This is a genomic window from Sphingobium sp. AntQ-1 (genome assembly GCF_028538045.1).
Lineage (GTDB): Bacteria > Pseudomonadota > Alphaproteobacteria > Sphingomonadales > Sphingomonadaceae > Sphingobium > Sphingobium cupriresistens.
The window spans coordinates 65,203-91,096 of sequence record NZ_CP117158.1; the positions used below are offsets into that span (position 1 = coordinate 65,203).

At 65.9% G+C, this 25,894-nt stretch carries 24 protein-coding genes; 13 read left to right on the forward strand and 11 right to left on the reverse strand.

What is annotated here, in order from left to right; genetic code table 11:
- Positions 1-15 precede the first annotated feature (15 nt).
- A complete protein-coding gene (gene dprA, locus sphantq_RS00355) occupies positions 16-1,098 on the reverse strand; it encodes a DNA-processing protein DprA (protein ID WP_272799285.1) in 1,083 nt (360 codons plus the stop codon).
- On the reverse strand, positions 1,095-1,706 hold the full coding sequence (gene plsY, locus sphantq_RS00360; RefSeq protein ID WP_272799286.1) for a glycerol-3-phosphate 1-O-acyltransferase PlsY: 612 nt from the start codon (positions 1,704-1,706) through the stop codon (positions 1,095-1,097). Before plsY ends, dprA begins: the two co-directional genes overlap by 4 nt.
- 119 nt (positions 1,707-1,825) lie before the next feature.
- Here plsY and sphantq_RS00365 point away from each other — a divergent pair, with 119 nt between their 5' ends.
- The 3 genes from sphantq_RS00365 (at position 1,826) to hemA (ending at position 4,520) form a co-directional block, all read left to right on the forward strand.
- Positions 1,826-2,272 (forward strand): hypothetical protein, encoded by a 447-nt coding sequence (locus sphantq_RS00365; RefSeq protein WP_129926403.1) that lies wholly within the window; start codon positions 1,826-1,828, stop codon positions 2,270-2,272.
- A gap of 42 nt (positions 2,273-2,314) precedes the next feature.
- The gene (murI, locus tag sphantq_RS00370) at positions 2,315-3,118 is read left to right on the forward strand and encodes a glutamate racemase (RefSeq protein ID WP_272799287.1); all 804 of its coding nucleotides are present in this window, start codon (positions 2,315-2,317) and stop codon (positions 3,116-3,118) included.
- Positions 3,119-3,293: 175 nt separating this feature from the next.
- A complete protein-coding gene (hemA, locus tag sphantq_RS00375) occupies positions 3,294-4,520 on the forward strand; it encodes a 5-aminolevulinate synthase (RefSeq protein ID WP_272799288.1) in 1,227 nt (408 codons plus the stop codon).
- A 21-nt stretch (positions 4,521-4,541) separates the two neighbouring features.
- On the opposite strand, the gene sphantq_RS00380 is transcribed toward hemA, so the two are convergent.
- Both sphantq_RS00380 and sphantq_RS00385 read right to left on the reverse strand, forming a co-directional pair.
- Positions 4,542-5,186: a class I SAM-dependent methyltransferase gene (locus tag sphantq_RS00380; RefSeq protein ID WP_272799289.1), complete on the reverse strand. Its 645-nt coding sequence runs from the start codon at positions 5,184-5,186 to the stop codon at positions 4,542-4,544.
- Positions 5,183-6,433, reverse strand: a complete 1,251-nt coding sequence (locus tag sphantq_RS00385) for a DUF3419 family protein (RefSeq protein WP_272799290.1) — start codon at positions 6,431-6,433, stop codon at positions 5,183-5,185. Before sphantq_RS00385 ends, sphantq_RS00380 begins: the two co-directional genes overlap by 4 nt.
- Before the next feature lie 144 nt (positions 6,434-6,577).
- On the opposite strand from sphantq_RS00385, the gene sphantq_RS00390 reads away from it, so the two are divergent.
- The 6 genes from sphantq_RS00390 (at position 6,578) to sphantq_RS00415 (ending at position 13,540) form a co-directional block, all read left to right on the forward strand.
- On the forward strand, positions 6,578-7,570 hold the full coding sequence (locus tag sphantq_RS00390) for a ligase-associated DNA damage response exonuclease (RefSeq protein WP_272799291.1): 993 nt from the start codon (positions 6,578-6,580) through the stop codon (positions 7,568-7,570).
- A 58-nt stretch (positions 7,571-7,628) separates the two neighbouring features.
- Positions 7,629-9,227, forward strand: coding sequence for a cisplatin damage response ATP-dependent DNA ligase (locus tag sphantq_RS00395; protein ID WP_272799292.1), 1,599 nt, complete (start codon positions 7,629-7,631; stop codon positions 9,225-9,227).
- Between the two features lie 28 nt (positions 9,228-9,255).
- Entirely contained in the window at positions 9,256-9,603 is a 348-nt protein-coding gene (locus sphantq_RS00400) for a GFA family protein (RefSeq protein WP_272799293.1), read from the forward strand.
- A gap of 84 nt (positions 9,604-9,687) precedes the next feature.
- Positions 9,688-10,908: a saccharopine dehydrogenase family protein gene (locus sphantq_RS00405; RefSeq protein ID WP_272799294.1), complete on the forward strand. Its 1,221-nt coding sequence runs from the start codon at positions 9,688-9,690 to the stop codon at positions 10,906-10,908.
- A gap of 112 nt (positions 10,909-11,020) precedes the next feature.
- On the forward strand, positions 11,021-12,193 hold the full coding sequence (locus sphantq_RS00410) for a carboxynorspermidine decarboxylase (protein WP_272799295.1): 1,173 nt from the start codon (positions 11,021-11,023) through the stop codon (positions 12,191-12,193).
- Between the two features lie 147 nt (positions 12,194-12,340).
- Positions 12,341-13,540, forward strand: a complete 1,200-nt coding sequence (locus sphantq_RS00415) for a type III PLP-dependent enzyme (protein ID WP_272799296.1) — start codon at positions 12,341-12,343, stop codon at positions 13,538-13,540.
- A 109-nt stretch (positions 13,541-13,649) separates the two neighbouring features.
- On the opposite strand, the gene sphantq_RS00420 is transcribed toward sphantq_RS00415, so the two are convergent.
- Genes sphantq_RS00420 through sphantq_RS00450 form a run of 7 tightly spaced genes read right to left on the reverse strand, consistent with a single transcriptional unit; the run spans position 13,650 to position 21,525 of the window.
- Entirely contained in the window at positions 13,650-14,867 is a 1,218-nt protein-coding gene (locus sphantq_RS00420; RefSeq protein WP_272799297.1) for a class I SAM-dependent RNA methyltransferase, read from the reverse strand.
- Positions 14,864-16,255, reverse strand: a complete 1,392-nt coding sequence (locus sphantq_RS00425) for an NAD(P)H-hydrate dehydratase (RefSeq protein ID WP_272799298.1) — start codon at positions 16,253-16,255, stop codon at positions 14,864-14,866. The genes sphantq_RS00420 and sphantq_RS00425 overlap by 4 nt, the downstream gene beginning before the upstream one ends.
- Positions 16,252-16,629 carry a hypothetical protein gene (locus sphantq_RS00430; RefSeq protein WP_242496000.1) on the reverse strand — a complete coding sequence of 126 codons (378 nt, stop codon included), beginning with the start codon at positions 16,627-16,629 and terminating at the stop codon, positions 16,252-16,254. The genes sphantq_RS00425 and sphantq_RS00430 overlap by 4 nt, the downstream gene beginning before the upstream one ends.
- Positions 16,626-17,342 (reverse strand): N-formylglutamate amidohydrolase, encoded by a 717-nt coding sequence (locus tag sphantq_RS00435; RefSeq protein ID WP_066601555.1) that lies wholly within the window; start codon positions 17,340-17,342, stop codon positions 16,626-16,628. The genes sphantq_RS00430 and sphantq_RS00435 overlap by 4 nt, the downstream gene beginning before the upstream one ends.
- On the reverse strand, positions 17,339-18,232 hold the full coding sequence (locus tag sphantq_RS00440; protein WP_272799299.1) for a 4-(cytidine 5'-diphospho)-2-C-methyl-D-erythritol kinase: 894 nt from the start codon (positions 18,230-18,232) through the stop codon (positions 17,339-17,341). The genes sphantq_RS00435 and sphantq_RS00440 overlap by 4 nt, the downstream gene beginning before the upstream one ends.
- A complete protein-coding gene (locus tag sphantq_RS00445; RefSeq protein ID WP_272800266.1) occupies positions 18,219-19,853 on the reverse strand; it encodes a tetratricopeptide repeat protein in 1,635 nt (544 codons plus the stop codon). The genes sphantq_RS00440 and sphantq_RS00445 overlap by 14 nt, the downstream gene beginning before the upstream one ends.
- 19 nt (positions 19,854-19,872) lie before the next feature.
- Positions 19,873-21,525, reverse strand: a complete 1,653-nt coding sequence (locus sphantq_RS00450) for an electron transfer flavoprotein-ubiquinone oxidoreductase (protein ID WP_066601550.1) — start codon at positions 21,523-21,525, stop codon at positions 19,873-19,875.
- A gap of 144 nt (positions 21,526-21,669) precedes the next feature.
- Here sphantq_RS00450 and sphantq_RS00455 point away from each other — a divergent pair, with 144 nt between their 5' ends.
- The 4 genes from sphantq_RS00455 (at position 21,670) to sphantq_RS00470 (ending at position 25,877) form a co-directional block, all read left to right on the forward strand.
- Positions 21,670-22,383: a uracil-DNA glycosylase family protein gene (locus sphantq_RS00455; protein WP_272799300.1), complete on the forward strand. Its 714-nt coding sequence runs from the start codon at positions 21,670-21,672 to the stop codon at positions 22,381-22,383.
- Positions 22,380-24,170 (forward strand): lytic transglycosylase domain-containing protein, encoded by a 1,791-nt coding sequence (locus tag sphantq_RS00460; RefSeq protein ID WP_272799301.1) that lies wholly within the window; start codon positions 22,380-22,382, stop codon positions 24,168-24,170. Before sphantq_RS00455 ends, sphantq_RS00460 begins: the two co-directional genes overlap by 4 nt.
- Entirely contained in the window at positions 24,170-24,697 is a 528-nt protein-coding gene (moaB, locus tag sphantq_RS00465) for a molybdenum cofactor biosynthesis protein B (protein ID WP_066601542.1), read from the forward strand. Before sphantq_RS00460 ends, moaB begins: the two co-directional genes overlap by 1 nt.
- A gap of 112 nt (positions 24,698-24,809) precedes the next feature.
- Positions 24,810-25,877, forward strand: coding sequence for a PA0069 family radical SAM protein (locus tag sphantq_RS00470; protein WP_272799302.1), 1,068 nt, complete (start codon positions 24,810-24,812; stop codon positions 25,875-25,877).
- The last annotated feature ends 17 nt before the right edge of the window (positions 25,878-25,894 follow it).

The following is a 25,894-nucleotide window of genomic DNA, read 5'->3' on the forward strand; positions in this document are numbered from 1 at the left end:
CTTCGCCGCCATGATTCACCGCAGAGCGACCCGCCCGCCCGCCTGCCGCTCCAGCGCGCCCGCCAGTTCCAGTTCCAGCAGCACCGTCTGCACCACCGCGGGCGACAGGCCAGACAGGCGGATCAGTTCGTCGATTGGCACCGATACCGGTCCCAGCAACCCGACCACTATCGCTCGCTCCTGCGCCGCGACGTCGCTCGACACCGGCGCGCCGATAAAATCGAAGCTGCCTTGCCGCACCATGCGCGGATCGATGCTGCCCACGGCCTCCAGCACGTCGGCGGCGTTCTGGATCAGGATCGCGCCCTCGCGGATCAACTGGTTACAGCCCTGCGCCCGTGGATCGAGCGGCGATCCCGGCACCGCCATCACCTCGCGCCCCGCCTCCCCGGCCAGCCGGGCGGTAATCAGCGAGCCGGACTTGGGCACCGCCTCCACCACCACCGTTCCCAACGCCAGCCCGGCAATGATTCGATTGCGCGCCGGGAAATGGCGCGCCAGCGGCTGGACGCCGGGCGGATGCTCCGTCACCAGCAGCCCGCTTTCCGCCACCTGCGCCTGCAACTCCCGGTTCTCTGGCGGAAAAGCGATATCGATGCCGCTGGCGATCACGCCGATCGTCCCGCTCTCGATCGATCCGCGATGTGCTTCCGTATCGATGCCGCGCGCCAGCCCCGACACCACCACAGCACCGCGCTGCCCCAGATCCTGCGCCAATGTGCGGGCAAAGCGGCACGCAGCGGCCGACGCATTGCGCGCGCCGACCATGGCGATGCACTGGCCGCTCGCCAATGCCGTATCGCCGCGCAGGATCAACGCTGGCGGCGCGCCTTCAAACTGGTCGAGCAGGACGGGATAATCGGGATCGCCCATCAGCAGATAGCGCGCGCCCAGCGCCCGGCTCTGCGCAATCTCCTTCTCCACCGCCCCCGCATCGGCCACGCTCGCGCGCCCGCCGCCCCGCGCCGCGAGATCGGGAATGGCGCGCAACGCTTCCCCGGCCGTCCCGAACCGCGCGAGCAATTGCCGATAGCTGACCGGACCGATCCGGGGGGAGCGGATGAGCCGCAGCCGGTCGAACCGCTCCCGCTCGCTCATTCGGCCGATGTGCCTTTGGGCCCGCCGATCTTCGGCTCTTCGCCCTTCATCAGCCGGGCGATATTCGCCCGATGCCGCCACAACACGATTAGCGCCAGCGCAAGGGCGACCGGCACAAGGTCGATTCGCCCGAACGCCCACATGGCCACCGGCGCGCTGACCGCCGCCGCCATGCCGCCGACCGACGACCATTTCGTCCCGAACAAAGCCGCCAGCCACACCGCCGCGAAAATGCACCCGGCGGGCCAGAACATCGCCGTCACCACGCCCATCATCGTCGCCACGCCCTTGCCGCCGGCAAAGCGCAGCCACACCGGATAGCAATGGCCGATAAAGGCCATCGCCCCCGCCATCGGCCCGCCGCCATCGACCAGCGCCGCGCCGATCAGCACCGCCGCCGCGCCCTTGAGCAGGTCGAGCAGCAAGGTCGCCGCCGCCAGCCCCTTGCGCCCGGTGCGCAGCACATTGGTCGCGCCGATATTGCCCGACCCGATCCGCCGCAGGTCGCCCGCGCCGGTAAAGCGCGTCAGCAGCAGGCCAAAGGGGATGGAGCCGAACAGATAGCCCAGAAGCAGGACGAAAGTGGGGAGAAGCCAGGGAAGTGTCATGAAAATCGCCGATAAATGGTGCGCGCGACCATAGCGTGACAGGCGCGCGGGGCAATGCCCAAAGGCTTGATTTGCGCGGTCATGCCCCTACGCTCTCTGCATCCTTGCCGGAGCCGTCCATGACCGACATGCCGCTAGACGCTTTCACCCGCTCCTGGACCAGCATGGCGCTGGCCCCGCAGAAATTATGGCAGTCGATCAATTCGGGCTGGTCGTTCGGCAATGTGACGATCAACGAAAGCAACAGCAGCGCGCCGCAGACCGAGCAGGCGATACTGGCGCAGGAAAGCTATGGCCGGCAAATCGGCAAATTGCTTGATGCGGTCGATCTGCTGGTGAAACAGCAACCGGATTGGGCGCACATCAAGGCATTTGACGAGATCGATCAGCTCAAGACGAAGATCGACGGCGTGAAGCACGCCCTGGCAGTCAAGCGGATCGCGCAGTTGCGCGGCGACCTCGACCTGCTGCGCCTTTCCACCGACCCGGCGGACAAGGCGCACTATGACGCCTGGATCGCCGCGTTGCGCCAATTGCTGGACGACATGCCCGCCTCGGCGAACTGAAGCCCCGTTGACACTCCGGTCTCCTGCCGCGACACAGCGGCCATGACGGTCGCCTCTGACGCTCCCATTCTTTTCTTCGATTCCGGGGTCGGCGGGCTTTCGATTCTCGCCCCGGCGCGCGCCGCCCTCCCCACCGCGCCGATCATCTATGCCGCCGACAGCGCCGGATTCCCCTATGGCACCAAGAGCGAGGCGGAAATCGCCGCGCGCGTCCCCGCGCTACTCGGCCGGCTGGTCGAACGCTACCGCCCGCGCCTCGCCGTCATCGCCTGCAACACCGCCTCGACCATCGCGCTCCAGCATGTCCGCGCCGCGCTCGACATTCCCGTCGTCGGCACTGTCCCGGCGATCAAGCCCGCCGCCCTGCTCTCCAAAAGCCGCGTGTTCGGCGTGCTCGGCACCGACGCCACGGTGCGCCAACCTTATGTCGATCGGCTCGCGGCCGAACATGGCGCCGACTGCATCATGCTGCGCCACGGCTCGGCCGCCTTGGTCCAACTGGCCGAAGCCAAGCTGCGCGGCGAAGCGCTCGATCCCCATGTCGCGCGGGATGCGCTGGCGGGCCTGCTCGACCAGCCGGGCGGCGACCGCATGGACATGGTGGTCCTCGCCTGCACCCATTTTCCGTTAGTGGAGCCGGAATTGGCGGCGGCCGCCCCGCATCCCATCGGCTACGTCCATGGCGGCGACGGCATCGCCCGGCGCATCCAATATCTGACCCAGGGCCAGCCCTGGCCAGACGCGCCCAGCCCAGGCATCGCCGTCTTCACCCGGCTCGACGAAAAGGTCGAAGCGCTCCGCCCCGCACTCGCCCGCTATGGCCTCGATCGCATCGACGCGCTCTGATTGGGGGTAGGCCATTTGTCCAATGGCCAATTTCTTCGATAAGTCTGATAGCTATTCCTCCTTGGAATTGCGAGCGGTTATCGCTGGTAAAGCCGGGGCGGGGCGGTTAAACGCGGCATCGGGCAGAGGAAGGCGCAGCGGCACAACAGCGCGCGGGCAAACGGGAAGAAGCGTAGTGAACTACAAACACATCTTTTCGCAGGCGATCGACCGTCTTCATGAAGAAGGTCGCTATCGCGTGTTCATCGACATCCTCCGCAATCGCGGCTCCTACCCCAATGCCCGCTGCTTCCACGGCCATAACGGCCCCAAGCCCATCACCGTCTGGTGTTCCAACGACTATCTCGCCATGGGCCAGCATCCCAAGGTCGTCGCCGCGATGGAAGAGGCGCTGCACGATGTCGGCGCCGGCTCCGGCGGCACCCGCAATATCGGCGGCAACACCCATTATCATATCGACCTGGAAGGCGAACTGGCCGACCTGCATGCCAAGGAAGCGGCCCTGCTCTTCACGTCGGGCTTTGTCTCGAACGAAGCGACGCTCTCCACCCTCGCCAAGCTGCTGCCCGGCTGCATCATCTTCTCCGACGAACTGAATCACGCCTCGATGATCGCGGGCATCCGCAATTCGGGCTGCGAAAAGCGCGTGTTCCGTCATAATGACGTCGACCATCTGCGCGAGTTGCTGGCCGCCGAAGACCCCGAAGCCCCCAAGCTGATCGCGTTTGAAAGCGTCTATTCGATGGATGGCGACGTCGCCCCGATCGCGGCGATCTGCGACCTGGCGGATGAGTATAATGCGCTCACCTATCTGGACGAAGTCCATGCGGTCGGCATGTATGGCGCGCGCGGCGGCGGCATTTCGGAACGCGACGACGTCGCGGACCGCCTCACCATCATCGAAGGCACGCTGGGCAAGGCGTTCGGCGTGATGGGCGGCTATATCGCGGCCGACCAGATGATCGTCGACGTGATCCGCAGCTACGCGCCCGGCTTCATCTTCACCACCTCGCTCTCGCCCGTATTGGTCGCGGGCGTGCTGGCCAGCGTGCGGCACCTCAAGGCATCGAGCGAAGAGCGCGAAGGTCAGCAGGCGTCTGCTGCGCTGCTCAAGCAGTTGATGGCGGAAGCCGGCCTTCCGGTCATGCCGTCGGTCACCCACATCGTCCCGCTCATGGTCGGCGACCCGATCAAGGCCAAGCGGATCAGCGACATATTGCTCGCCGAATATGGCGCCTATGTGCAGCCGATCAACTATCCCACCGTTCCGCGCGGCACCGAGCGACTGCGCTTCACGCCCGGCCCGGCCCATGACGAAGCGATGATGCGCGACCTGGTGTCGGCGCTGGCCGAAATCTGGGATCGGCTGGAACTGGAAAAGACCGCGCGTCGGGCGGCTTGAATCCAGGCGACCAGAATTCGGTCAGGGGCGCATCATGCCGGCGCGCAACGCATATCCGCGATAGAGCGATCGGCAATTAGGCAAGCCGCCCACAGCTAGCGCCGTCCGCTGGACCGCCGGTGCCAGATCGGCCCGCGGCGACACATGGAATTGCGCCAGCCAGCCAAATAGGGTGCGTTTCCACAGCGTCGGCAATTCGTCCTGCTGCCCGAAATCCACAATCTCCAGCTTGCCGCCGGGCGCCACGCAGCGCACCGCCTGCGTCAGCGCCTCTTCCCAGTCCGGGATCATCGACAGCGCGTAGCTGATGAACACGCGATCGAAGCCGGCCCGTCCGAACAGTGCCTCCGCATCGAACCCACAGGCGTCCCCCTGCGCCAGCGTCACCCGATCCGCCAACCCGGCCTTCGCCACGCCCGCCCGTGCCGTCTCCAGCATCGCCTCGCTGATGTCGACGCCATAAAGCCGCGTGCCCGGCCAGGCCTTGCCCACTGCGATCAGGTTGCGCCCGGTGCCGCAGCCAATCTCCAGCACGGACCCGCCCGGCGGCGGCGCAAGATCGGCGATCAGCCCATCGCGCCCCAGCAGATAATATTTGCGCGTCAGGTCGTAGATATGCCGCTGGTAGCGATAGACCCCGTCCATCAGCCCGCCATGATCGCTCACAGGCTTGGCTTCAGCACATAGAGATGGACGCCGCCATAGATGGCCGACCGGTCGCGCGCGGTATAGTCGAGCGACTCGTCCGCCCGATAATCCCAGCGATCCAGCACATCCTCGGCGACCCGCCCCGGCAATATGCTCGGTTCGCCGGCGGTGCGGAACAGGACGCGCGCGCCGGGCTTGGCCGTCCGGGTGATCTGCGCCCAGAGCGCGTTCAATTGATCGTCGTCCATCCAGTCCTGCGCGTCGAGCAGGATATAGCGATCGCACGACGCCGCCGGCTGGCTGGCGAGGAAATCGGTGAAGTTGATGTGCCGCACATCGACGCGGCTCGCCCGCGCCCGCACCGCCTCATGGTTCGCGGCTTGCAGATAGGGCGGCAACGGTCCCTCACCCCCTGCATAGCCGCGCCCGAATGCCTGCACCGCGAAATAATTGTCCTTCAGGTCGAAATCGCAGGCCAGCTTCTCCAGCCGCGTCTTGAGCACGCTGTCCATCCGCGCGTCACCGGCCAGCGCCTCGAACTGGGCGGGCGGAATGCCGAGCCCAAACAGCGACGCCGGCTGGCTGGTCAGCCAGCGCACGAACCCCTTGTCGAAGATCGGCGCCAGCTCGCGCTCGAAAATCTCGCGCTGCTCCTCGCGGCTGCGCGCGTCCAGCATCCGCTTGGGATTGACGCCATGCAACCGCGCCAGCAGATGCGCGGCGCCGATGAAGCGGCCGAGCAGGCCATGTTTGTAGATGCCCCGCGCGAAACCGCCGATTCGCCGCCGCCCGATCAGGTCCCGCCCTTCCCAGTAACGCCGGGTCGCCTCGTCCAGTTGCGGCGCCACGATGTCGCGATAAGCGGCGATATTCGCCTTATTGTCCGCCTGCGCGAAAAAGCGGTGGAAGGTCGCATGGTGCGGCAGGCTCTGCGCCGCTATCAGCTTGAGCCGATTGAGCGCGATATGCGCGGTGTTGAGGTCGACCGCGGTGATCTTCGCCGGATCGGCGGTCAAATAACTCAGCACATTGCAGCCGCCCGACGCGATCGTCACGACATGGCTGTCGGGCGTGATCGCCAGCGCCTCCATATCCACGGCCGGGTCTTCCCAGATCTGGGCATAGACCAGACCACGAAAGGCGAAGGTGAAGGCGCGCTCCAGCAACCCCTGCTTCGACAGATGCCGGTGGCGATGCACCGCGCTGGTGATTTTGTGATGGCCAGCCTTTTTCTGATGACCAGTCTGATCCGCCGTCGCTGCCATGGCTGCACTCCTCGCTGCCGGGTCGTTCCGGCGCGGATAGGGCAATGGCATGTCGCCTGCATGACGTACGGGTTACGCCATGATGACGGCCTTTGGGGAAGTCGCCTTGCGGAACCAGGGCGCCCTCTCCCATCTTGTGCAGACATGGCCCATTGGATCGAACCACACCCCACCGGCATCTATGTCCGTCCCGCCGATGCCTGGATCGATCCGTCGCTGCCGCAGGAGCGGGCGCTGGTGACACATGGTCATGCCGATCATGCCCGCGGCGGCCATGGCCATGTCTGGGCGACGCGGGAGACGCTGGCGATCATGGCGCTGCGCTACGGCACCGCCAGCGGCACCGCGGTCGGCTATGGGGAAGAGGTGCGCATGGGCGGCGTCGCGATCCGCTACGTCCCTGCCGGCCATGTGCTGGGGTCCGCCCAGATCGTGCTGGAGCATGGTGGGGAGCGGATCGTCGTGACCGGCGATTACAAGCGCCGCCCCGACCCGACCTGCCTGCCGTTCGAGCCGGTGCCCTGCGACATCTTCGTGACCGAGGCGACCTTCGGCCTCCCCGTCTTCCGCCACCCCGACACCGGCAGCGAGATGGACCGGCTGCTCGCCGCGTTGCACGCCAATCCTGACCGCTGCGTGCTGGTCGGCGCCTATGCGTTGGGCAAGGCGCAGCGAGTCATTTGCGAACTGCGCGCGCGCGGCCATCATGATCCGATCTACATCCATGGCGCGATGGAGAGGATGTGCGCCCTATACGAAGAGTTCGGCGTCGCCATGGGCGAACTGCGCCCCGCGACCGGGGTGCTCGCAAAGGAAATGCGCGGCCGCATCATCCTGTCGCCGCCGTCTGCCCTCAACGACCGCTGGAGCCGCCGCCTGCCCGATCCGATCACCGCCATGGCGTCCGGCTGGATGCGGGTGCGCCAGCGCGCACGGCAGAAGAATGTCGAACTGCCGCTGGTCATTTCGGACCATGCCGACTGGGACGAACTGACGGATACGATACGCGAAGTCGCGCCGAGCGAAACCTGGATCACCCATGGCCGCGAAGAAGCCCTTCTGCACTGGTGCATGACCCACCAGATTCGCGCCCGCGCCCTGGCGCTGGTCGGCCGCGAAGATGAGGATGAGGCGTAATGCGATCGCACAACCCACATCCGTTCGGTTCGAGCCTGTCGAGAACGGAAGCGCGCAAATGAGGCAATTCTCCCAACTCCTCGACGGTCTCGTCTACACCCGTTCCCGCAATGGCAAGCTGGACCTGATCGCCGCCTATATGCGCGACGCGCCGGACCCCGATCGCGGCTGGGCGCTGGCCGCGCTGACGGGCAATCTCGATCTCAAGGCCGTCAAATCCTCCGCCATCGGCGAGATGATCCGTGCCCGTACCGACCCCGTCCTCTATGAAATGAGCCGCGACTATGTCGGCGACCTTGCCGAAACCGTCGCCCTGCTCTGGCCCAAACGGGACGACCAGCCCGCCGAACTGGACGACGGCTCGCTCAGCCTGTCCGCCGTGATCGATCGCCTCCATGGTGTCAGCCGCGCCGCCGCGCCCGATGCCCTCGCGCAGATGATGGATCATCTCGATTCCTCCGGCCGCTTCGCCCTGCTGAAACTCGCCACCGGGGGCCTCCGCGTCGGCATCTCCGCCCGCCTCGCCAAAACCGGCTTCGCCCAGGGCTTTGGCCTAGACGTCGATGATGTCGAACAGGTGTGGCACGCGCTCGCCCCGCCCTACACCGCCCTGTTCGACTGGGCGGAGGGCCGCACCGGCCGCCCGGACCCGGAAGGCACGCCCTATTTCCGCCCCTTCATGCTCGCCCATCCATTGGAGGCCGACAGCGTCGACCTCACTGACTATGCCGCTGAATGGAAATGGGACGGCATCCGCATCCAGATCGTCGGCACCGGCAGCGAAACCCGCCTCTACAGCCGCGCCGGTGATGATATTTCCGGCAGTTTCCCGGAAATCGCCGCCGCCTTCACCGGCCATGCGGTCCTCGACGGGGAATTGCTGGTGAAGGGCGAGGTGCAGGGCGCCGCCGAACATGGCGGCGCCGCGGCCAGCTTCAACGCGCTCCAGCAGCGGCTCGGCCGCAAAACGGTCAGCGCCAGGATGATGGACGACTACCCCGCCTTCGTCCGCCTTTACGACCTGTTGATCGAAGGGGACGAGGATTTGCGCACCCTCCCCTGGACCGACCGCCGCGCCCGGCTGGAAGCGTTTATGCCCGGCCTTGACCCGAACCGCTTCGACCTGTCCGCCGTCATCGACGCCCCCGATTTCGAAGCGCTCGCCGACATCCGCGCCGGCACGCGCGACGCCGCGATCGAAGGGGTCATGCTCAAGCGCCGCGACAGCCCCTATGTCGCCGGGCGCAAGGCCGCGCTCTGGTACAAATGGAAACGCGATCCGCTGACCGCCGACTGCGTCATGATGTACGCCCAGCGCGGCCACGGCAAACGCTCCTCCTTCTATTCGGACTATACGTTCGGCTGCTGGACCCCGGACGGCGAATTGCATCCGGTGGGCAAGGCCTATAGCGGCTTCACCGACGAGGAACTGAAATGGCTCGACCGCTTCGTCCGCCAGAATACGGTCGCCCGTTTCGGCCCGGTGCGGGAGGTCGAAAAGACGCTGGTGCTGGAAGTCGCGTTCGACTCGATCCACGACAGCAAACGCCATAAATCCGGCCTCGCCATGCGCTTCCCCCGCATCGCCCGCATCCGCAAGGACAAGCCAGCGGCGGAGGCCGATACGGTGGAGGGGTTGAAGAAGCTGGTGAGTTAGCGCAGGATGGATCAAAAGGAGAACGGATATGCCCTATACCGGAAGCTGCCATTGCGGCGCCGTGACCTTCAGCGTCGCGGCCGAAGCGCCGACGGAAGGCATGACCTGCAACTGTTCCCATTGCAGCCGCAAGGGCTTCGTCCTCACCTTCGTGCCGGCGGATCAGTTCACGCTCGATAGCGGCGCGGACGAACTGAACGACTATCTCTTCTACAAGCACGCGATCACGCATCAATTCTGCAAGACCTGCGGCACGGAAGCGTTCGCGCTCGGCAAATCGCCCAACGGCCCGATGCGCGCGATCAACCTGCGTTGCGTGCCAGCGGTCGATATCGACGCATTGACGATCAACAAGGTCGACGGCGCCAGCTTCTGACAGTCTGACTTTGCGCTGTCACGCGACGTCCCTATATGGGCGCTTTCGCGCGTCGGGCGCGACCATAGTGATGGAGCATTTGAATTGAGCAAGGTTCTGGTCATCGGCGCGGGCGGCGTCGGGTCTGTCGCGGTCCACAAGATGGCGATGAACCCTGATATTTTCAGCCATGTCACGCTCGCCAGCCGCCGCCTCGTCAGTTGCGAGAAGGTCGCCGAATCGGTTCTGGCGCGCACCGGCGTGACCATCGACGTGGCGCAGGTCGATGCCGATAATGTCGCAGAGACGATCGCTCTGATCGAGAAGGTGCAGCCCAAGCTGGTCGTGAACCTGGCCCTGCCCTATCAGGATCTGGCGATCATGGACGCCTGCCTGGCCACGAAGACCGACTATCTCGACACCGCCAATTACGAACCGCGCGACACGCCCAAGTTCGAATATGGCTGGCAGTGGGCCTATCAGGACCGTTTCAAGGAAGTCGGTATCACGGCGCTGCTGGGGTCTGGCTTCGACCCCGGCGTCACCAGCGTCTTCGCGTCCTATATCAAGAAGCATCTGCTCGACACGATCGACACGCTCGACATTCTGGACTGCAATGGCGGCGACCATGGTCAGCATTTCGCCACCAACTTCAATCCGGAAATCAACATCCGCGAAGTGACCGCGCCGTCGCGCCACTGGGCGAATGGCGAATGGGTCGAAGGTCCGGCATTGAGCCACAAACAGACGTTCGATTTCGACCAGGTCGGCGAAAAGAACATGTACCTCATGTATCATGAGGAACTGGAAAGCCTCGCGAAATTCTATCCCGAAATCAAACGCATCCGCTTCTGGATGACCTTCGGCGACGCCTATCTCAAGCATCTCGAAGTGCTCCAGAATGTCGGCATGACCCGGATCGATCCGGTCATCTACAATGGTCAGGAGATCATCCCGCTCCAGTTCCTCAAGGCCGTGCTGCCCGAACCGTCAAGCCTTGGGTCGACCACCAAGGGCAAGACCAATATCGGCGACATCGCCACGGGCCAGAAGGACGGTCAGGAAAAGACCGTCTATGTCTATCAGGTCTGCGACCATGAAGACGCCTATGCCGAAACCGGCAACCAGGCGGTCAGCTACACCACCGGCGTGCCTGCGATGATCGGCGCGGCGCTGATGCTGACCGGGGCGTGGAAAGCCCCGGAAGGCGAAAATGGCGGCGTCTTCAACATCGAACAGTTCGATCCCGATCCCTTCATGGACATGCTGAACAAGCATGGCCTGCCCTGGCAGGTGAAGGAACTGGACGCGCCGCTGGCCTTCTAAACTTGGTCATCCCGGCGCAGGCTGGGATCTCTCTTTTCTTCTGTGGCGCCACAAAGAAGTGAGACCCCGGCTTTCGCCGGGGTGACGGCGCGGCAGGATGGAGTATTACCCCATGGAAACCCGTGCCGGCGATCCCGCCGCTTTCGCCCGCTTCGACCTCTACCGCGTCCCCTCGCCCGCCTTCGTAGTGGATGAGGCCGCGGTACGGCGGAACCTCGCCGTCCTGCGCGACATAGGCGACCGCGCCGGCATCAAGGTCCTGGGCGCGCTCAAGGCTTTCTCGATGTGGTCGCTTGGGGGCGTGCTGGGCGAATATCTCGACGGCGTCTGCGCATCGGGCATCTATGAAGCGCGCCTCGCTCACGAAGAATATCAGGGCGAAGTCGCGACCTATTGCGCCGCCTACAAGCCCGAAGACCTGGCCGAAATCCTCAAGATTTCGGATCATGTGATCTTCAACAGCCCCGGCCAGATCGCCCGTTTGAAGCCCGTCATAGACGCCGCGCGCGCCGACGGCCGCGTCTTCGACATCGGCCTGCGCCTCAACCCCCTCCATCCGGAGGGGGAAGTGCCGAAATATGATCCGTCGCAGCCGCACAGCCGCCTCGGTTTCCCGGTAAACCAGTTACGGCCGGAGCATCTGGAGGGGGTAGACGGCCTGCACGTCCACAATCTCTGCGAACAGGATTTTGAGCCGCTGGCCCGCACTTGGGCCGCGATCGAACCCTATGTCATGCCCCATGTCGGCGGCCTCAAATGGCTGAACTTCGGCGGTGGTCACCATGTCACCCGCGCCGATTACCAGATCGACGACCTCATCGCCTTCCTGGCAAAGATCAAGGCCCAGACCGGCCTCACCCTCTACATCGAGCCTGGCGAGGCGATGGCGCTCGACGCGGGCATCCTCATCGGCGAAATCCTCGATGTGATCGACAACGGGATGCCCGTCGCCATCACCGACATCAGCGCCACCTGCCATATGCCCGACGTGATCGAGGCGCCCTATCGCCCCGCCATGCTGCATGAGCCGGACGATGGCCCGATCACCCGACTCGGCGGCCCCTCCTGCCTTGCGGGCGACATCATCGGCGACTATCGAATCCCCGGCGGCGCGGAGCCGGGCGCGCGCATCGCCTTCCTCGATCAGGCCCATTATTCGATGGTCAAGACCAACACCTTCAACGGTGTGCCTCTTCCAGCCATCTGGCTGTGGCACTCGGAAACCGATGAACTCAAGGAAATCCGCGCCTTTTCCTATAGCGATTTCAAGACCCGTCTCTCGTAACGCACGTTTCGTAGCCTCCTGCGCAACAAAATTTTCACATGCGCTTTACAGGGGGGACCCCTCCGCATATATCGACCGTCCGCTGCCCCATGGGACTTCCACCGCAAGGCAGCTTTTCGCCCTGAACTACACTGGAGGTCCCTTGAATTGCACAAGCATCCTAGCGCGCTGGGGGTAGCGACCACCCTCAAACCGGCAGCCCCGGTAACGCTGATTCGCCCCGCAGCCGCTGCTAGGGCCGCCCGATTCTTCGTTGAGAAGTTTCCGGGGCGCTCGCTCTATGCGGTCAAGGCGAACCCGTCACCCGATCTGATCCGCACGCTGTTCGCTAACGGAGTCACGCATTTTGACGTGGCGTCGATCGCGGAAGTGCGGCTGGTCGCCGAAACGCTGGCGGGCGAAGAGGGTGTCAAACTCTGCTTCATGCACCCGGTCAAGGCCGAGGAAGCGATCGCGGAAGCCTATCATCGCTACGGCGTGCGCACCTTCTCGCTCGACACGATCGACGAGCTGGAAAAGATCATGCGCGCCTGCGACGATGCGACCGATCTGGAGCTGTGCGTGCGCCTGCGCGTGTCGTCCGAACATTCCGAACTCTCCCTCGCGTCGAAGTTCGGCGCGGAACTGGGCGAAACCCGCGAACTGCTGATGGCCACGCGCCAGGCCGCCGATGCTTTGGGCATCTGCTTCCATGTCGGCAGCCAGGCGATGAGCCCGCAGGCCTATAGCGATGCGATCGAGCGTGTCCGCGCCGCGATCGTCGATGCGGCGGTCACGGTCGACATCATCGATGTCGGCGGCGGCTTCCCGTCCATCTATCCGGGCATGGAGCCGGTCGCGCTCGAAAATTATTTCGAAGCGATCCATCGCGGTTTCGAAAGCCTGCCGGTCAGCTATTCGTCGGAATTGTGGTGCGAACCCGGCCGCGCGCTGTCGGCGGAATATAGCTCGATCATCGTCCGGGTCGAACGCCGTCGCGGCACTGAACTCTACATCACCGACGGCGCCTATGGCGCGCTGTTCGATGCCGCGCATATCGGCTGGCGCTTCCCCGTCGCTCTGTTGCGGGAAGACGAGAGCGAGGAGGAACTGACCGCCTTCTCCTTCTACGGCCCGACCTGCGACGACATGGACCATATGGTCGGCCCGTTCATGCTCCCGGCGGACGTGAATGTGGGCGACTATATCGAAATCGGGATGCTCGGCGCCTATGGCGCGGCGATGCGGACCGGCTTCAACGGCTTCACGTCGGAAGCCACGATCGAAGTCGAGGACGAACCGATGGCCAGCCTCTACACCGAAGTCGTGCCGGTCCGCCGTCGCGCAAACGTCATCAAGCTGGGCTAAACCGACTCCGGTTCCCCCGGAGAGGATGCCTGTTCCCGGCCAACCACGAGCAGGGACGCAAAAAACTGCCAATCCCTCGCCGCTCCCCCCCTCGCGGCGAGGGATTGTCTTATCTACGGAAGATGCCGACCAGCTCGACATGGGTCGTCCAGCGGAACTGGCCCACTGGCTTGACACTATCGAGCCGATAGCCGGCCGCCGTCAGATGCGCCGCATCCCGCGCGAAACTTGCCGGATTGCAGGACACATAGGCGATGACCGGCACGGCCGACGCCGCCAGTTGCAACACCTGCTCCCGCGCGCCTGCCCGCGGCGGATCAAGGATGACCGCGGCAAAGCGGTTCAACTCTTCGGGGGTCAGCGGCCGCCGGAACAGGTCGCGATGATCTGCCGCCAACCGTCGTTGCGCCCGCCCGGCCGCGAGCTTGAGCGAAAGGATCGCATCCCGCGCGCCCTCGCCGGCATAAACCGGACGCCCGTCGCCCAGCGCCAGTGCAAAAGTGCCAAGGCCGGCGAACAGATCGGCGATCGCCCCCGTCTCCGGCAGCGCATCGCGCACCGCGCCGACCAGCGCCGCCTCGCCATCAGGCGTCGCCTGGAGGAAGGCGAAGGGCGGAAAACCCACCGGCACGCCGCCGAAGCTGATCGTCGCCGCCTCCGGCTCCCATCGCGTCTGCGCGCCGTCGCCCTCATCGATGGTCAGCCGCGCCAGCCCATGCGCCCGCGCAAAGTCGCCCAGCGCCTCGTCCGCCGCCAGCCCCTCGACCTTTACCCCCTCCAGCAGCAGGTCGACGCCCTGGTCGATCAGAGACATCTTAACATGCGCGGCGCGCTTGTCGGGCAGGATCGTCGCCAGCAGCCCCCGCAGCGGCGCCACCAGAGCGAACAGCCGTGGATCGAGCACCGCGCACATTTCCAGGTCGATCAGCCGGTGGCTGCCCTCCTCGGCAAAGCCGATGGTGACGCGCTTGCCCGCGCGCGCGGCCCGCAACGCCGCGCGCCGCCGGGTCATCGGTGGGGAGATATGGGGCGGCAGCACGGTGGCAGGCGCCACGCCCTGCCCCGCCAGCGCGCCGGTCACCCGCCCCGTCACGAACGCGGCGTAACTTTCTTCGTCCAGTTGCTGGATCTGGCACCCGCCGCAGGCCGGGAAATGGGTGCAGGCCGGATCGACATGATGCGGTCCGGCGATGACCAAGCCGCCGGGGCCGATCCGGTCGCCCGGCGCGGTCAGCGGGACATGGCGGCCGTCGGCCGTGATGCCATCGCCCTTGGCGGCGATGCGGATGATGATGCCGGAATCGGTTGCTTTGTCGCTATCGGTCACAATCGCGCGGCGATAGCCGCTGGCAGCACGCCAAGCAAATCATCCGCGACAAAGGCCGGCCCGGCCCGCCGCGCCGCCTCGCCATGCAACCACACCGCCTCGCACGCCGCGCGAAAGGGATCGCCCGTCACCGCCAGTCGCCCGGCGCAAAGCCCGGCCAGCACGTCGCCGGTCCCCGCTGTCGACAGCCAGGGCGACGCGCCCGACGCCACCGCCGCCCGCCCGTCCGGCGCCGCGATCACGCTGTCCGCGCCTTTATAGACCATAACCGCGCCCGATCGGCGCGCCGCCGCCAGCGCCCTATCGATCTTGCTGCCGGGCAAGTCCCCGAACAGCCGCTGAAATTCGCCCTCATGCGGCGTCAGGATCGCGCCCGCAGGAATGGCGCGCGCGCCCTCTTCGCCCAGCAAGGTCAGCGCATCCGCGTCCAGCACCAGGGCATGACCAGCGTCCATCGCCGCCGCCAGCCGCGCCCGGCCATCGGCGTCCCGCCCCAGTCCCGGCCCGACCAGCACGACGTCGATCCGTTCGTCCGCCAGCGCCTCGCCGATCCCCTCGGGCGCTTCGATCCGGCGATTGACGACGGCGTGCGGGCCGACGATCGGTCGATCGACAGCAAAGCGCCGCACAGACCCCGCCCCGGAATGGGCCGCCGCGATGCTCGCCAGCAGGCTAGCGCCCGGCATCGCGCCACCGACCACCGCCACCAGGCCGCGCGTATATTTATGCGCGTCGGCCGCCGGCGCCGAAAGAATGGGCGCGCCCAACCGATGCACTGCGCTCGACACCGCTATGCCGATGTCCGCCAGCACCAATCGCCCGCTATGCCCCGCCGCCGGTTGCAACAGATGCGCAGGTTTGTAGGCGCCCAACGCGCTGCAGGTGCCGAAACGTGGCACGGCGGACAGGATCGCGCCGCTATCGGTCTCGACCCCGCTCGGCAGGTCGATGGCGTGGCTGACCGCCGCCGCGCCGACCAGCGCACAGAGCCGCGCCGCCACGGCGTCATCCAGCCCGCGCGTCAGCCCGGTGCCGAACAGCGCATCGACCAGTTGCGTCGCCGGCGCCGCGCGCATCATATCCTCGATCGGCCCGCCCCATGCCGCCCGCGCCCGCTGGCCCGATAGGGTCCGGCTCGCGCCCAAAGCCGCTACGCGCACCGGCACCCCGCGGTCACGCAATATCCGCGCGATGACATAGCCGTCACCGCCATTATTGCCCGGCCCGCAGAGTATCAGCGCATCCCGCTTATGCCCGGCGCGCCAGATGATCTCCGCCGCCGCCGCGCCCGCCGTCTCCATCAATCCATAGTCGTCGATGCCCGCATCGAAAGCCGCCTGCTCCGCCGCGCGCATCTGCGCGGCCGTCAGGATCGGCCCGCCGGTCATCGCCCGGAACCGGCCATCCGCGCCGGCAGCCGATAGCGATCGTCGCCCGCGACCACCTCGATCCGCTTGTCATCCAATATGCTGAGCGTCGCCGCCTCCGCGCCATCGGCCGCCTCCAGCCCGCGTCCGTCCGCCAGCACGCGAAAGCGCCGGAAACCGCCATCGGGATGCCGCAGCGTCAACATGTCCCCGGCCTGCTCGACCAGGCAGTCGCGCGCCCATTCGCCCGCCCCCGCCAGCGCGCAATCCGCCTTGCCGTCATCGACCTGCGCGACGTCCACCGCTGCGGCGGAATTATCGCGTGAAGACCCCGCCTCGCCCCCACAACCTGTCAACAGCAGCAGCGCCGCCAGCCCCATTGCGACCCGAATCATGCCAACCGGCTCCTGCATTCCAGCACCACCGGCCCCAATATCGCCGCGAACCGCGCTTGCCCCTCGGCATCACCGACCAGATCCTGCCGCATCTCCACGCCCAGATAGGGAATGCCATTGGCTTCGGCATGGCGGTTCATCGTCGCATTGAGCAATGTCCCGGCATAGGGCAACTGGTCGCCGACCATCAGCCCCGCCGCCTCCAGCAGCGGAATGGCGATCCGCGCTGCGCGATCGTCCCGGTTATACAGCACCCCGATATCCCATGGCCGCTGCTGCCCCGGATCGCTCGCCAATCGCGGCGTGAAACTATGGACCGACAGGATGAAGGGCGACGTCATGCCTTCCAGCAGCGTCGCCACCCGATGATGATAGGGATGGTGGAAGCGCATCATGCGCGCAGCCAGATCCGCGTCGCGATTACCGGGGATCGCATGGCCATCGCTCATCACCGGCAGCAAGCCGGCTGCATCTTCCTCCCGATTAAGGTCGATCACAAGCCGCGACACGCCGCCCAATATCGCGGTCGCACCTAATTGCCCGGCCAGCAGCCGGCTGACTTCCGCCACGCCAATGTCGATCGCGATATGCTGGCGCAGCAACGCCGGGTCGATGCCCAGGTCGATATCGTCCGGCACATGCGCGGACGCATGATCCCCCACGATCAGCAGGTCCAGTCCGCCGCCGCCAATCTGTGTATAGGCTTCGCTCATGCGCTCCTGATCCGCGTTTCCATCACCCACCAACCGGGATTGGCCCGCCGCACCGCCTGCGCCGCCGCCGCCAGGGAGCGATCGCTGCGAAACAGCGCGAAACAGGTCGCGCCCGATCCCGACATGCGCGCCAGCAGCACATCCTCCTGCGCCGCCAGCATCGCCAGCACATCGCCGATCACCGGCGCGATCGCCAGCGCAGCCGCCTCTAAATCATTACGCCCCATAGCGCACAACACGCCCAGGCTGGAACCATCCAACGGCCCGCGATCCACCCGGTCCCATCCTGCGAAAACCTGCGCAGTCGACACGCCGACGCCGGGATTGACCAGCAGCATCGAACATGCGTCCAGCCCATCGACGGCATGGCGCGCCTGCCTTTCGCCGCGCCCCATAACCATTTGCGTCACGCTGGGCACACAGGCCGGCACATCGGATCCCAGGTCCAATGCCAGCCCCATCAACTCCCCGTCATCGATCCGCACAATCCACAGCCGCGCCAGCAACCGCAGCGCCGCCGCCGCATCCGCCGATCCGCCGCCGATGCCGGACGCCACCGGCAGATTTTTCGTCAGCCGTATCGCCGCCCCGCGCTGCTCGCCCAGATACGCCTGCAACGCGCGCGCCGCCCGCACCACCAGATTGTCCGGACCCGCGTCCAGCGTCGCCCCGAACGGCCCGTCGATCGTCAGGTGGATCGCGCCATCGTCGCTCGCCCATCCCTGCAAGCGATCGCCATCCTCCGCGAAAACGAACAGGCTCTCCAAAGCATGATAGCCATCTTCGCGGCGCGCCCGCACATGCAGCGCGACATTGACCTTGGCGTAGGCGATCTCGGTGACAGGCGTCGTCAACATGTCCACGTCCAGCCCAGCGTCAGGGTGCGGCATATTCGGGCATCATCCCCATCTTGCGCTTCGCCGCCAGCCGCGCTGCCACATCGCCCTCGGCAAAGACCGACGCCGCCGCCCAGGCGTAGCGCGCTTCATAGCGCCGCCCCGCGACCCATAGCGCGTCGCCCAGATGCTCGTTGATCGTGCTGTCGGTCGGCGCCGCCGCTGCCGCCCGCTCCAATACCGGCACCGCCGCATCGACATCGCCCGTCACGAACTGCGCCCAGCCCAGCGAGTCGGTGATCGATGCGTCCTGCGGCTTGAGCGCGCTCGCCTTTTTGAGCAATTCCAGCGCCGCCTCGACATTTTGCCGCCGCTCGATCTGCGCATAGCCCAGATAGTTGAGGATCACCGGCTCATTGGGCGCGATCTTCGCGGCCCGCTCCAGCACCGCCCGCGCCTCGTCCCATCTTTTGCCCTGTTCCAGCGCGCTGCCCTCGAACAGCAGCAACGTCCAGGGCAATTGATCGTCCGCATATCCCGCCTGCGCCGCCCGGAACGCCGCCGCCGCGCCATCGAAATCGTCGCGTTGCGCCAGTAGTCGCCCCAGCCGCACCTGCCGCTCCGCCTCCGCGCCCGGCTCGGCCGCCTGCGCGCGGGCCAGCGCGAGCGCGCGGTCCATGTCGCCCGCCGCCGCCAGCGCGTCGATCAGTTCGGCCTGCGCGAGCTCGCCATACCAGCCATTGGCCGGGACTTTCTCCGCCTCCGCGACGCCGCCCGCCGCATGGCCCTGCGCCGTCAGCAGCCGGGCCGCGACGATATGGATTTCCGGGCCGGTGGGATCGGCGAACGTGGCGATCCGCGCCAATCGAAGCCCCAATGCAGAACTGCCGGAATCGGACGACACATCGACCGCCAGCCGGGCGAGCAGCCGGGCAAAGCCCTGCGCCGGGGTCGTCGCCGCGCCGGCCGCCTTCAATCCCTTGCCCTTGGCGATATCGGCGCGCGCCTGCGCGAAACTGGCGCTGCCGACCGGCAACAGCGTCAACGCCTCCGCCTTGGCGCCGTGCGCCGCAAATTGCCCGGCAAAGGCCAGCCGCAACGCCGCGCCATCGCCGCTGCGCACCGCCAGCGCCCGCCGCGTCGCGGGCGCCGCCGTCGTCAGGTCGCTCCGCGCCAGCGCCTGTAGCGCAGTATGTTCATCGGCATAGCGCAACCCCAGCGCCGCGAAACGATCCTTGCCATCGATCACCGGCGGCGCATATCGCCCCTCGCCCAGCGATATCCAACTGCGGATAATGGGCGTCAGGAACGCGAAATTGCCTTCCTCCAGCATCCGGTCGGTCAATGTCCGCGCGCCGACCCAATTTTTTGCCGACAGGGCCTCGCCGATCAGCAGGAGCGTGCCGTCGCGTGGCAACAATCCTGCCGCGTCCAGCAGCGCGGCCGACTGCCGCGCCAGCAGCCGGTCCCCGCTTTCCAGCGCCTGCACATAGGATCGCCGGGCAATCTCGATCCGCGCCGGGTCCTGCTTCAGCGCCTCGCGATAGCTGGCGACCGCCAGCCCCAGCGCCCCATCCCCGTCCGCCATCCGCGCCCGCGCATAGGCGTGGAGCGCGCCGTCAGGATCGACCGACGCCCCCGCCATGGCCGGAACCACCGCCGGGGTCGTCAGCATCAGCAACAGGGTCAGGCGCTTACATGTTCGGATAATTCGGTCCTCCGCCGCCTTCGGGTACGACCCAGTTGATATTCTGGGTCGGGTCCTTGATGTCGCACGTCTTGCAATGGACGCAATTCTGCGCGTTGATCTGGAAGCGGGGATTGCCCTCTTCCTGACCAACCACTTCATAGACGCCCGCCGGACAGTAACGCTGCGCCGGCTCGTCATAAAGGGGCAGATTGTAGCTGATCGGGATCGCCGGATCTTTGAGCTGCAAATGGACCGGCTGGTCCTCCTCGTGATTGGTGTTCGACAGGAACACCGACGACAGCCGGTCGAAGCTCACCACGCCATCGGGCTTGGGGTAGGCGATCTTAGCGCAGCTATCCTTGGGCCAGATCTTCTCATTGTCGGCCTTGTGCTTCATCGTGAAGGGCAGGCCGATCTTGAGCGTGCGCATCCACATGTCGATGCCCGCCAGGAGGGTGCCGATCGTCCCGCCGAACTTGGACAGCAAAGGCTCGGCATTCTTGACCAGCTTCAACTCGTCCGCGATCCAGCTCGACCGCAGGCGCAACTCATAATCGTCCAGCACGTCGCGGGCGCGCTCATTCTGGATCGCCTCGAACGCCGCCTCGGCCGCCAGCATCCCCGACTTCATCGCGGTATGGGTGCCCTTGATCCGGGGCACGTTCACGAACCCGGCCGAACAGCCGATCAGCGCGCCGCCGGGGAAGACCAGCCTGGGGATCGACTGCCAGCCGCCCTCGTTGATCGCGCGCGCGCCATAGGACACGCGGCGCCCGCCTTCCAGGAACTTGCGGATCTCCGGGTGCTGCTTCCAGCGCTGGAACTCCTCGAACGGATAGAGATGCGGGTTGCGATAGCCCAGCCCCACCACAAAGCCCAGGGCGACCTGACCATTGGCCTGATGATAGAGGAAGCCGCCGCCATAGGCATCGGTCAATGGCCATCCCTGCGAATGGATAACCAACCCCGGCTGATGCATCGCGGGATCGATGTCCCACAATTCCTTCATGCCCAGGCCATAGACCTGCGGCTCGCTGTCGGCGTCCAGCGCGAACTGGCGTTTCAAAATCTTGGTCAGGTGGCCGCGCGCGCCTTCGGCGAAGAAGGTGTATTTCGCGTGCAGTTCCAGGCCCGGCTGATAATCGCCCTTATGCTCGCCTTCGCGGTCGACGCCCATGTCGCCGGTGGCGACGCCCTTCACGCTGCCATCCTCATTATAGAGGATTTCGGCCGCCGCGAAGCCGGGGAAGATTTCCACGCCCAGCGCTTCGGCCTGTTCGCCCAGCCAGCGGCACAGATTGCCCAGCGATCCGGTGTAGGTGCCCTTATTGTGCATCCAGCCGGGCGTCATGATGTGCGGCATGGCGATCTTGCCGGTCTTGGTCAGGAACCAGTGCTGGTTGTCCGTCACCGGCACATCGGCCAGCGAACAGCCCTGCGTCCGCCAGTCGGGCAGCAGTTCGTCCAGCGCCTTGGGATCTATCACCGCGCCGGACAGGATATGGGCGCCGATTTCCGACCCCTTTTCCAATACGCACACCGCCAGTTCCTGGCCCGAATCATTCGCCAATTGCTTCAACCGGATGGCCGCCGACAGACCGGCCGGCCCTCCACCGACGATCACGACGTCATAGGGCATCGAATCCCGTTCGCTCATTCATCCCTCCATTGGGGCGATCGGCGGGCTGCACCCCGTCCTCTCCAATCGCCGCATTAGTCCAACACTTTACCAGTCAAGGCGATGAAGCACCTTGACCCCCTCGTCAACCTCTGGCCCTAACTGTTCGCGATGCGGGGATTATTGCAGGATGATGCGGCGACCGCCGACGCCTATCTGGCGTGGTGGCGGCTGGCGGGCGTGGATAGCGCCATAGGCGAATCGCCGGTTAACTGGCTGCGCCCTGTCGCTGCGCGCCCCGCGACCCCGATGGCCGCCACGATTACAGCGTCCATCGTGGAAAAACCGCGGACGCTCGAATCGTTCCTTGAATGGCTCGCCCATGATCCTGCCCAGCCCGAACGGCGCTGGACGGGCGCACAGATTGCGCCGTCCGGCCCGGCGCAGGCGACGCTGATGGTCGTCACCGACCTGCCCGATCCTTTCGATATCGGCGAAGGCCGGCTGCTGGCCGATCGCGCCGGATTGCTGTTCGACGCGATGCTGCGGGCCATCGGCCTTCACCGCGACGCCATCCACCTCGCTTCGCTCTTCACCGCCCGTCCGCCCGGCGGCATGGTGGAGGCGGCGGACCTGGTCCATGCGGCCGATCGGATGCGCACCCATGTCGCGCTGGCTCAGCCGCGCCGCCTGCTGTTGTTGGGCGACCGGACGATCCGTGCGCTGATGCCGACGGACGGCGCGGCATCGCCCGATAGTTTACGCCAATTTAATCATGATGGCGGCATTGTGCCCGCTGTCGCCACATTCCACCCCCGGCTGCTGCTGACCCAGCCTGCGGCCAAGGCGGAATGCTGGCGCGCCCTGCAAAGCCTGATCGAGGAAACCCGTCCGTGATTCGCGCCGCGACCCAAATGTCCCGTTTCGCCCTGATCGCCATGGGCCTGGCCGCTGCGCTTCCTGCAAAGGCCGAAACCGCCCCCTCCATACCGACACTGTCCATGCAAAACTCGCCGCTGCAACTGGGTGACGGCGACAAGGCGCGCTATCGCGCTATTTTCTCTGCGTTGCAGGCGCAACAATGGAGCGAGGCCAAGGCGATGATCGCTGCGCTGGATGCGCAGGATGCCGTCCGGCCGCTGGCCTTGTCCGAACTCTATCTGGCGAAGGGATCGCCGCGGGTCGAACTGTTCGACCTGCTGGACCTTATCAACAAGGCCGCCTGGCTGCCCAAGGCCGACCAACTTTCTCGTTTGGCGCAAAAGCGCGGCGCCACCATCCTGCCGGACTTGCCGCAAATTCAGAAGATGGTCTGGCTGGGTTCCGCCCCGCGCCGCCAATATGTCGCCGCGATCAAGACCGATGCGCTGGCCCAGGCGCTCGCCGGCCAGATCCAGACTTATGTGAAGAATGACGATCCGGCCGGCGCCGAAGGGCTGCTCGCCACCGGCGAAGCAGGATTGACCTCCGAAGGGCTGACCGAAGTGCGCCAGCGCGTCGCCTGGGCCTATTATATAGAGAATGACGATGTGAACGCCCGCCGCATGGCCGTGAGCGCGCTCGAAACCCGCACCGGCGGCGATTGGACGGTGCAGGCGCACTGGACCAATGGCCTTGCCTCTTGGCGTCAGAATGACTGCCGCACCGCCGCCCCCGCCTTCGCCAATGTCGCCGCGCTGGCGGGCGACTCCGACATGCGCGCCGCCGGCGCCTATTGGGCTTCGCGCGCCTATATGGTCTGCGGCGAAGCGGAGAAGGTCGCGGCCTATCTCAAACAGGCCGCCCGTTCGGACGAAACCTTTTACGGCCTGCTCGCCCGCGAATCGCTCGGCCTGCCCATGCAGGCCGCCGCGCTGGTCAGCCGTTTCAGCGACATCGACTGGGGCGTGCTCAAGGGCAGCCCCAACGTCCACGCCGCCATTGCCCTTTCGGCGATTGGCGACAATGGCCGCGCCGACGAAATCCTGCGCTATCAGGCCAAAATCGGCGGTCCGGCGCAATATGATGCGCTTTTGCGCCTCGCCGGCGCGCTCAGCCTGCCCGCAACCCAACTCTGGCTCGCCCATAATGGCCCGGCCGGCAAGCAGCCGGCCAGCTTCGCCCGCTTCCCCGCGCCAAACTGGCGGCCCGATGGCGGCTGGCGCGTTGATCCCTCGCTCATTTACGCCCACACGCTCCAGGAATCGGGCTTCCGCTCCGATGTCGTCAGCAGCGCGGGCGCACGCGGCCTGATGCAGGTCCGTCCCGGCACCGCCGGCGATGTGGGCCTCACCAACGCATCGCAACTCTTCGTGCCGTCCACCAACATGGAATATGGCCAGCGCTATCTGGAATCGCTGCGCGACATGAGCGCGACCGGCGGCCTGCTGCCCAAGGTGATGGCCGCCTATAATGCCGGCCCGCAGCCGGTCGATCGCTGGAACACGCAGGTCCATGACAAGGGCGATCCGCTGCTCTTCATGGAATCGCTGCCCTATTATGAAACCCGCGCCTATGTGAACATTGTCATGCGCAACTACTGGATGTACCAGATCCAGGCGAAGGGCAGCGCCGATTGCCTGACCGGCATGGCGCAGGGCATGTGGCCGACCTTCCCCAATGCCAAGGGCGTAAAGCTGGTGCGCCTGAGCAAGGCGGATGGCCGTGCGTCAACGGGCGCCAGCATGGGCGGCGGTTCCGACTGATGCCGATCGATGAGGGCCGGGCCTTCATTCCCGTGCGGATCGCCGTCCTCACCGTCTCCGACACGCGCGGCCTGGCGCAGGATCGCTCCGGCGACGCGCTGGTCGAACGGCTGGAAAGCGCCGGCCATATCCTCGCCGCCCGCTATATCGAGCGCGACGACCGGTCCGCCATCGTCGCCCGGCTGCACGCCTGGATCGACGATCCGCAGATCGACGTCATCCTCACCACCGGCGGCACCGGCGTCACTGGCCGCGACGTCACGCCCGAAGCCCTCGCCCAGGTGCAGGACAAGGAAATCCCCGGTTTTGGCGAGTTGTTCCGCTGGCTGAGTTACCAGAGCATTGGCACCTCCACCATCCAGTCCCGCGCCACAGCCTGCGTCGCGCGCGGCACCTATATCTTTGCGCTGCCCGGATCGACCGGCGCGGTAAAGGACGCATGGGACGGTATCCTCGTCACCCAACTCGACAGCCGTTTCCGCCCCTGCAACTTCGTTGAACTGATGCCGCGGCTGATGGAGCATTAAGGCCCACCGTCTATTTAATTAGTTAGCTAACAAATGAAAATGACGAATGCGATTCTAGTGTCGCATTTCTTGTCTCATTTGACATTATGTTCCCTTCATGTTCTCATGCCCCATGGCGATCGAGAAAGGCAGGGGCGCAACGCTGAACGGCGACAGCCACCGCTTCAACCTCCCCCAACGGGAGGCCGACGGCGATTGGCTCGATGCGGTCGAGCATCTGGACGGTCCCGTCCCCCGCCGCCGCACCGAGGTCACGGTCGAACATCCCCGCACCATCCTGACCCGCAACGCCAGCCCCGACATCGGCTTTTCCCAATCGATCAACGCCTATCGCGGATGCGAACATGGCTGCATCTATTGCTTCGCGCGCCCGTCCCATGCCTATCACGACTTGTCCCCCGGCCTGGATTTCGAAACCAGATTATTCGCCAAGCCCGACGCCGCAAAACTGCTGCGCGCCGAACTGTCGAAGCGTAACTATGTCGTCGCACCCATCGCCATGGGCACCAATACCGACCCCTATCAGCCGATCGAAAAGGATTGGCGCATCACGCGGGACATCTTGGAATTGCTGGTCGAAACCCGCCACCCGACGTTCATCACCACTAAGTCCGACCGCATCCTGCGCGACATCGACCTGCTTGCCGATCTGGCGCACGACCGGCTTGTGGCCGTGATGCTATCCGTCACCAGCCTCGACCCCGCCATTGCCCGCACCCTGGAACCCCGCGCGCCGCATCCGCTACGCCGGATCGAGGCGATCCGCCAGCTATCGGCCGCCGGCATCCCCGTGACCGCCAGCATCTCGCCGGTCATCCCGGCCATCACCGATCATGAGATCGAAGCGCTGGTCGCCCGCGTCGCAGAGGCGGGCGCGCGGGAGGTGACCTTCATCCCGGTCCGCCTGCCGCACGAAGTCGCTCCTCTGTTCCGTGCCTGGCTCGACGCCCATTATCCCGATCGCGCGGCCAAGATGATGGCGATCATCCGCGACATGCGCGGCGGCCGCGACAACGACCCCGATTTCGGCACCCGGATGCGCGGACAGGGCGTCTGGGCCGACCTCATCCGCACCCGCTTCAGCAAAGCCCGCAAGCGCGCAGGCCTCGGCGCGGAACGCCTGACGCTCCGCACCGACCTTTTCCGCCCACCCGAAGGCGCGCAGATGCGGTTATTTTAGGGCTGGGTGGAAGGGCG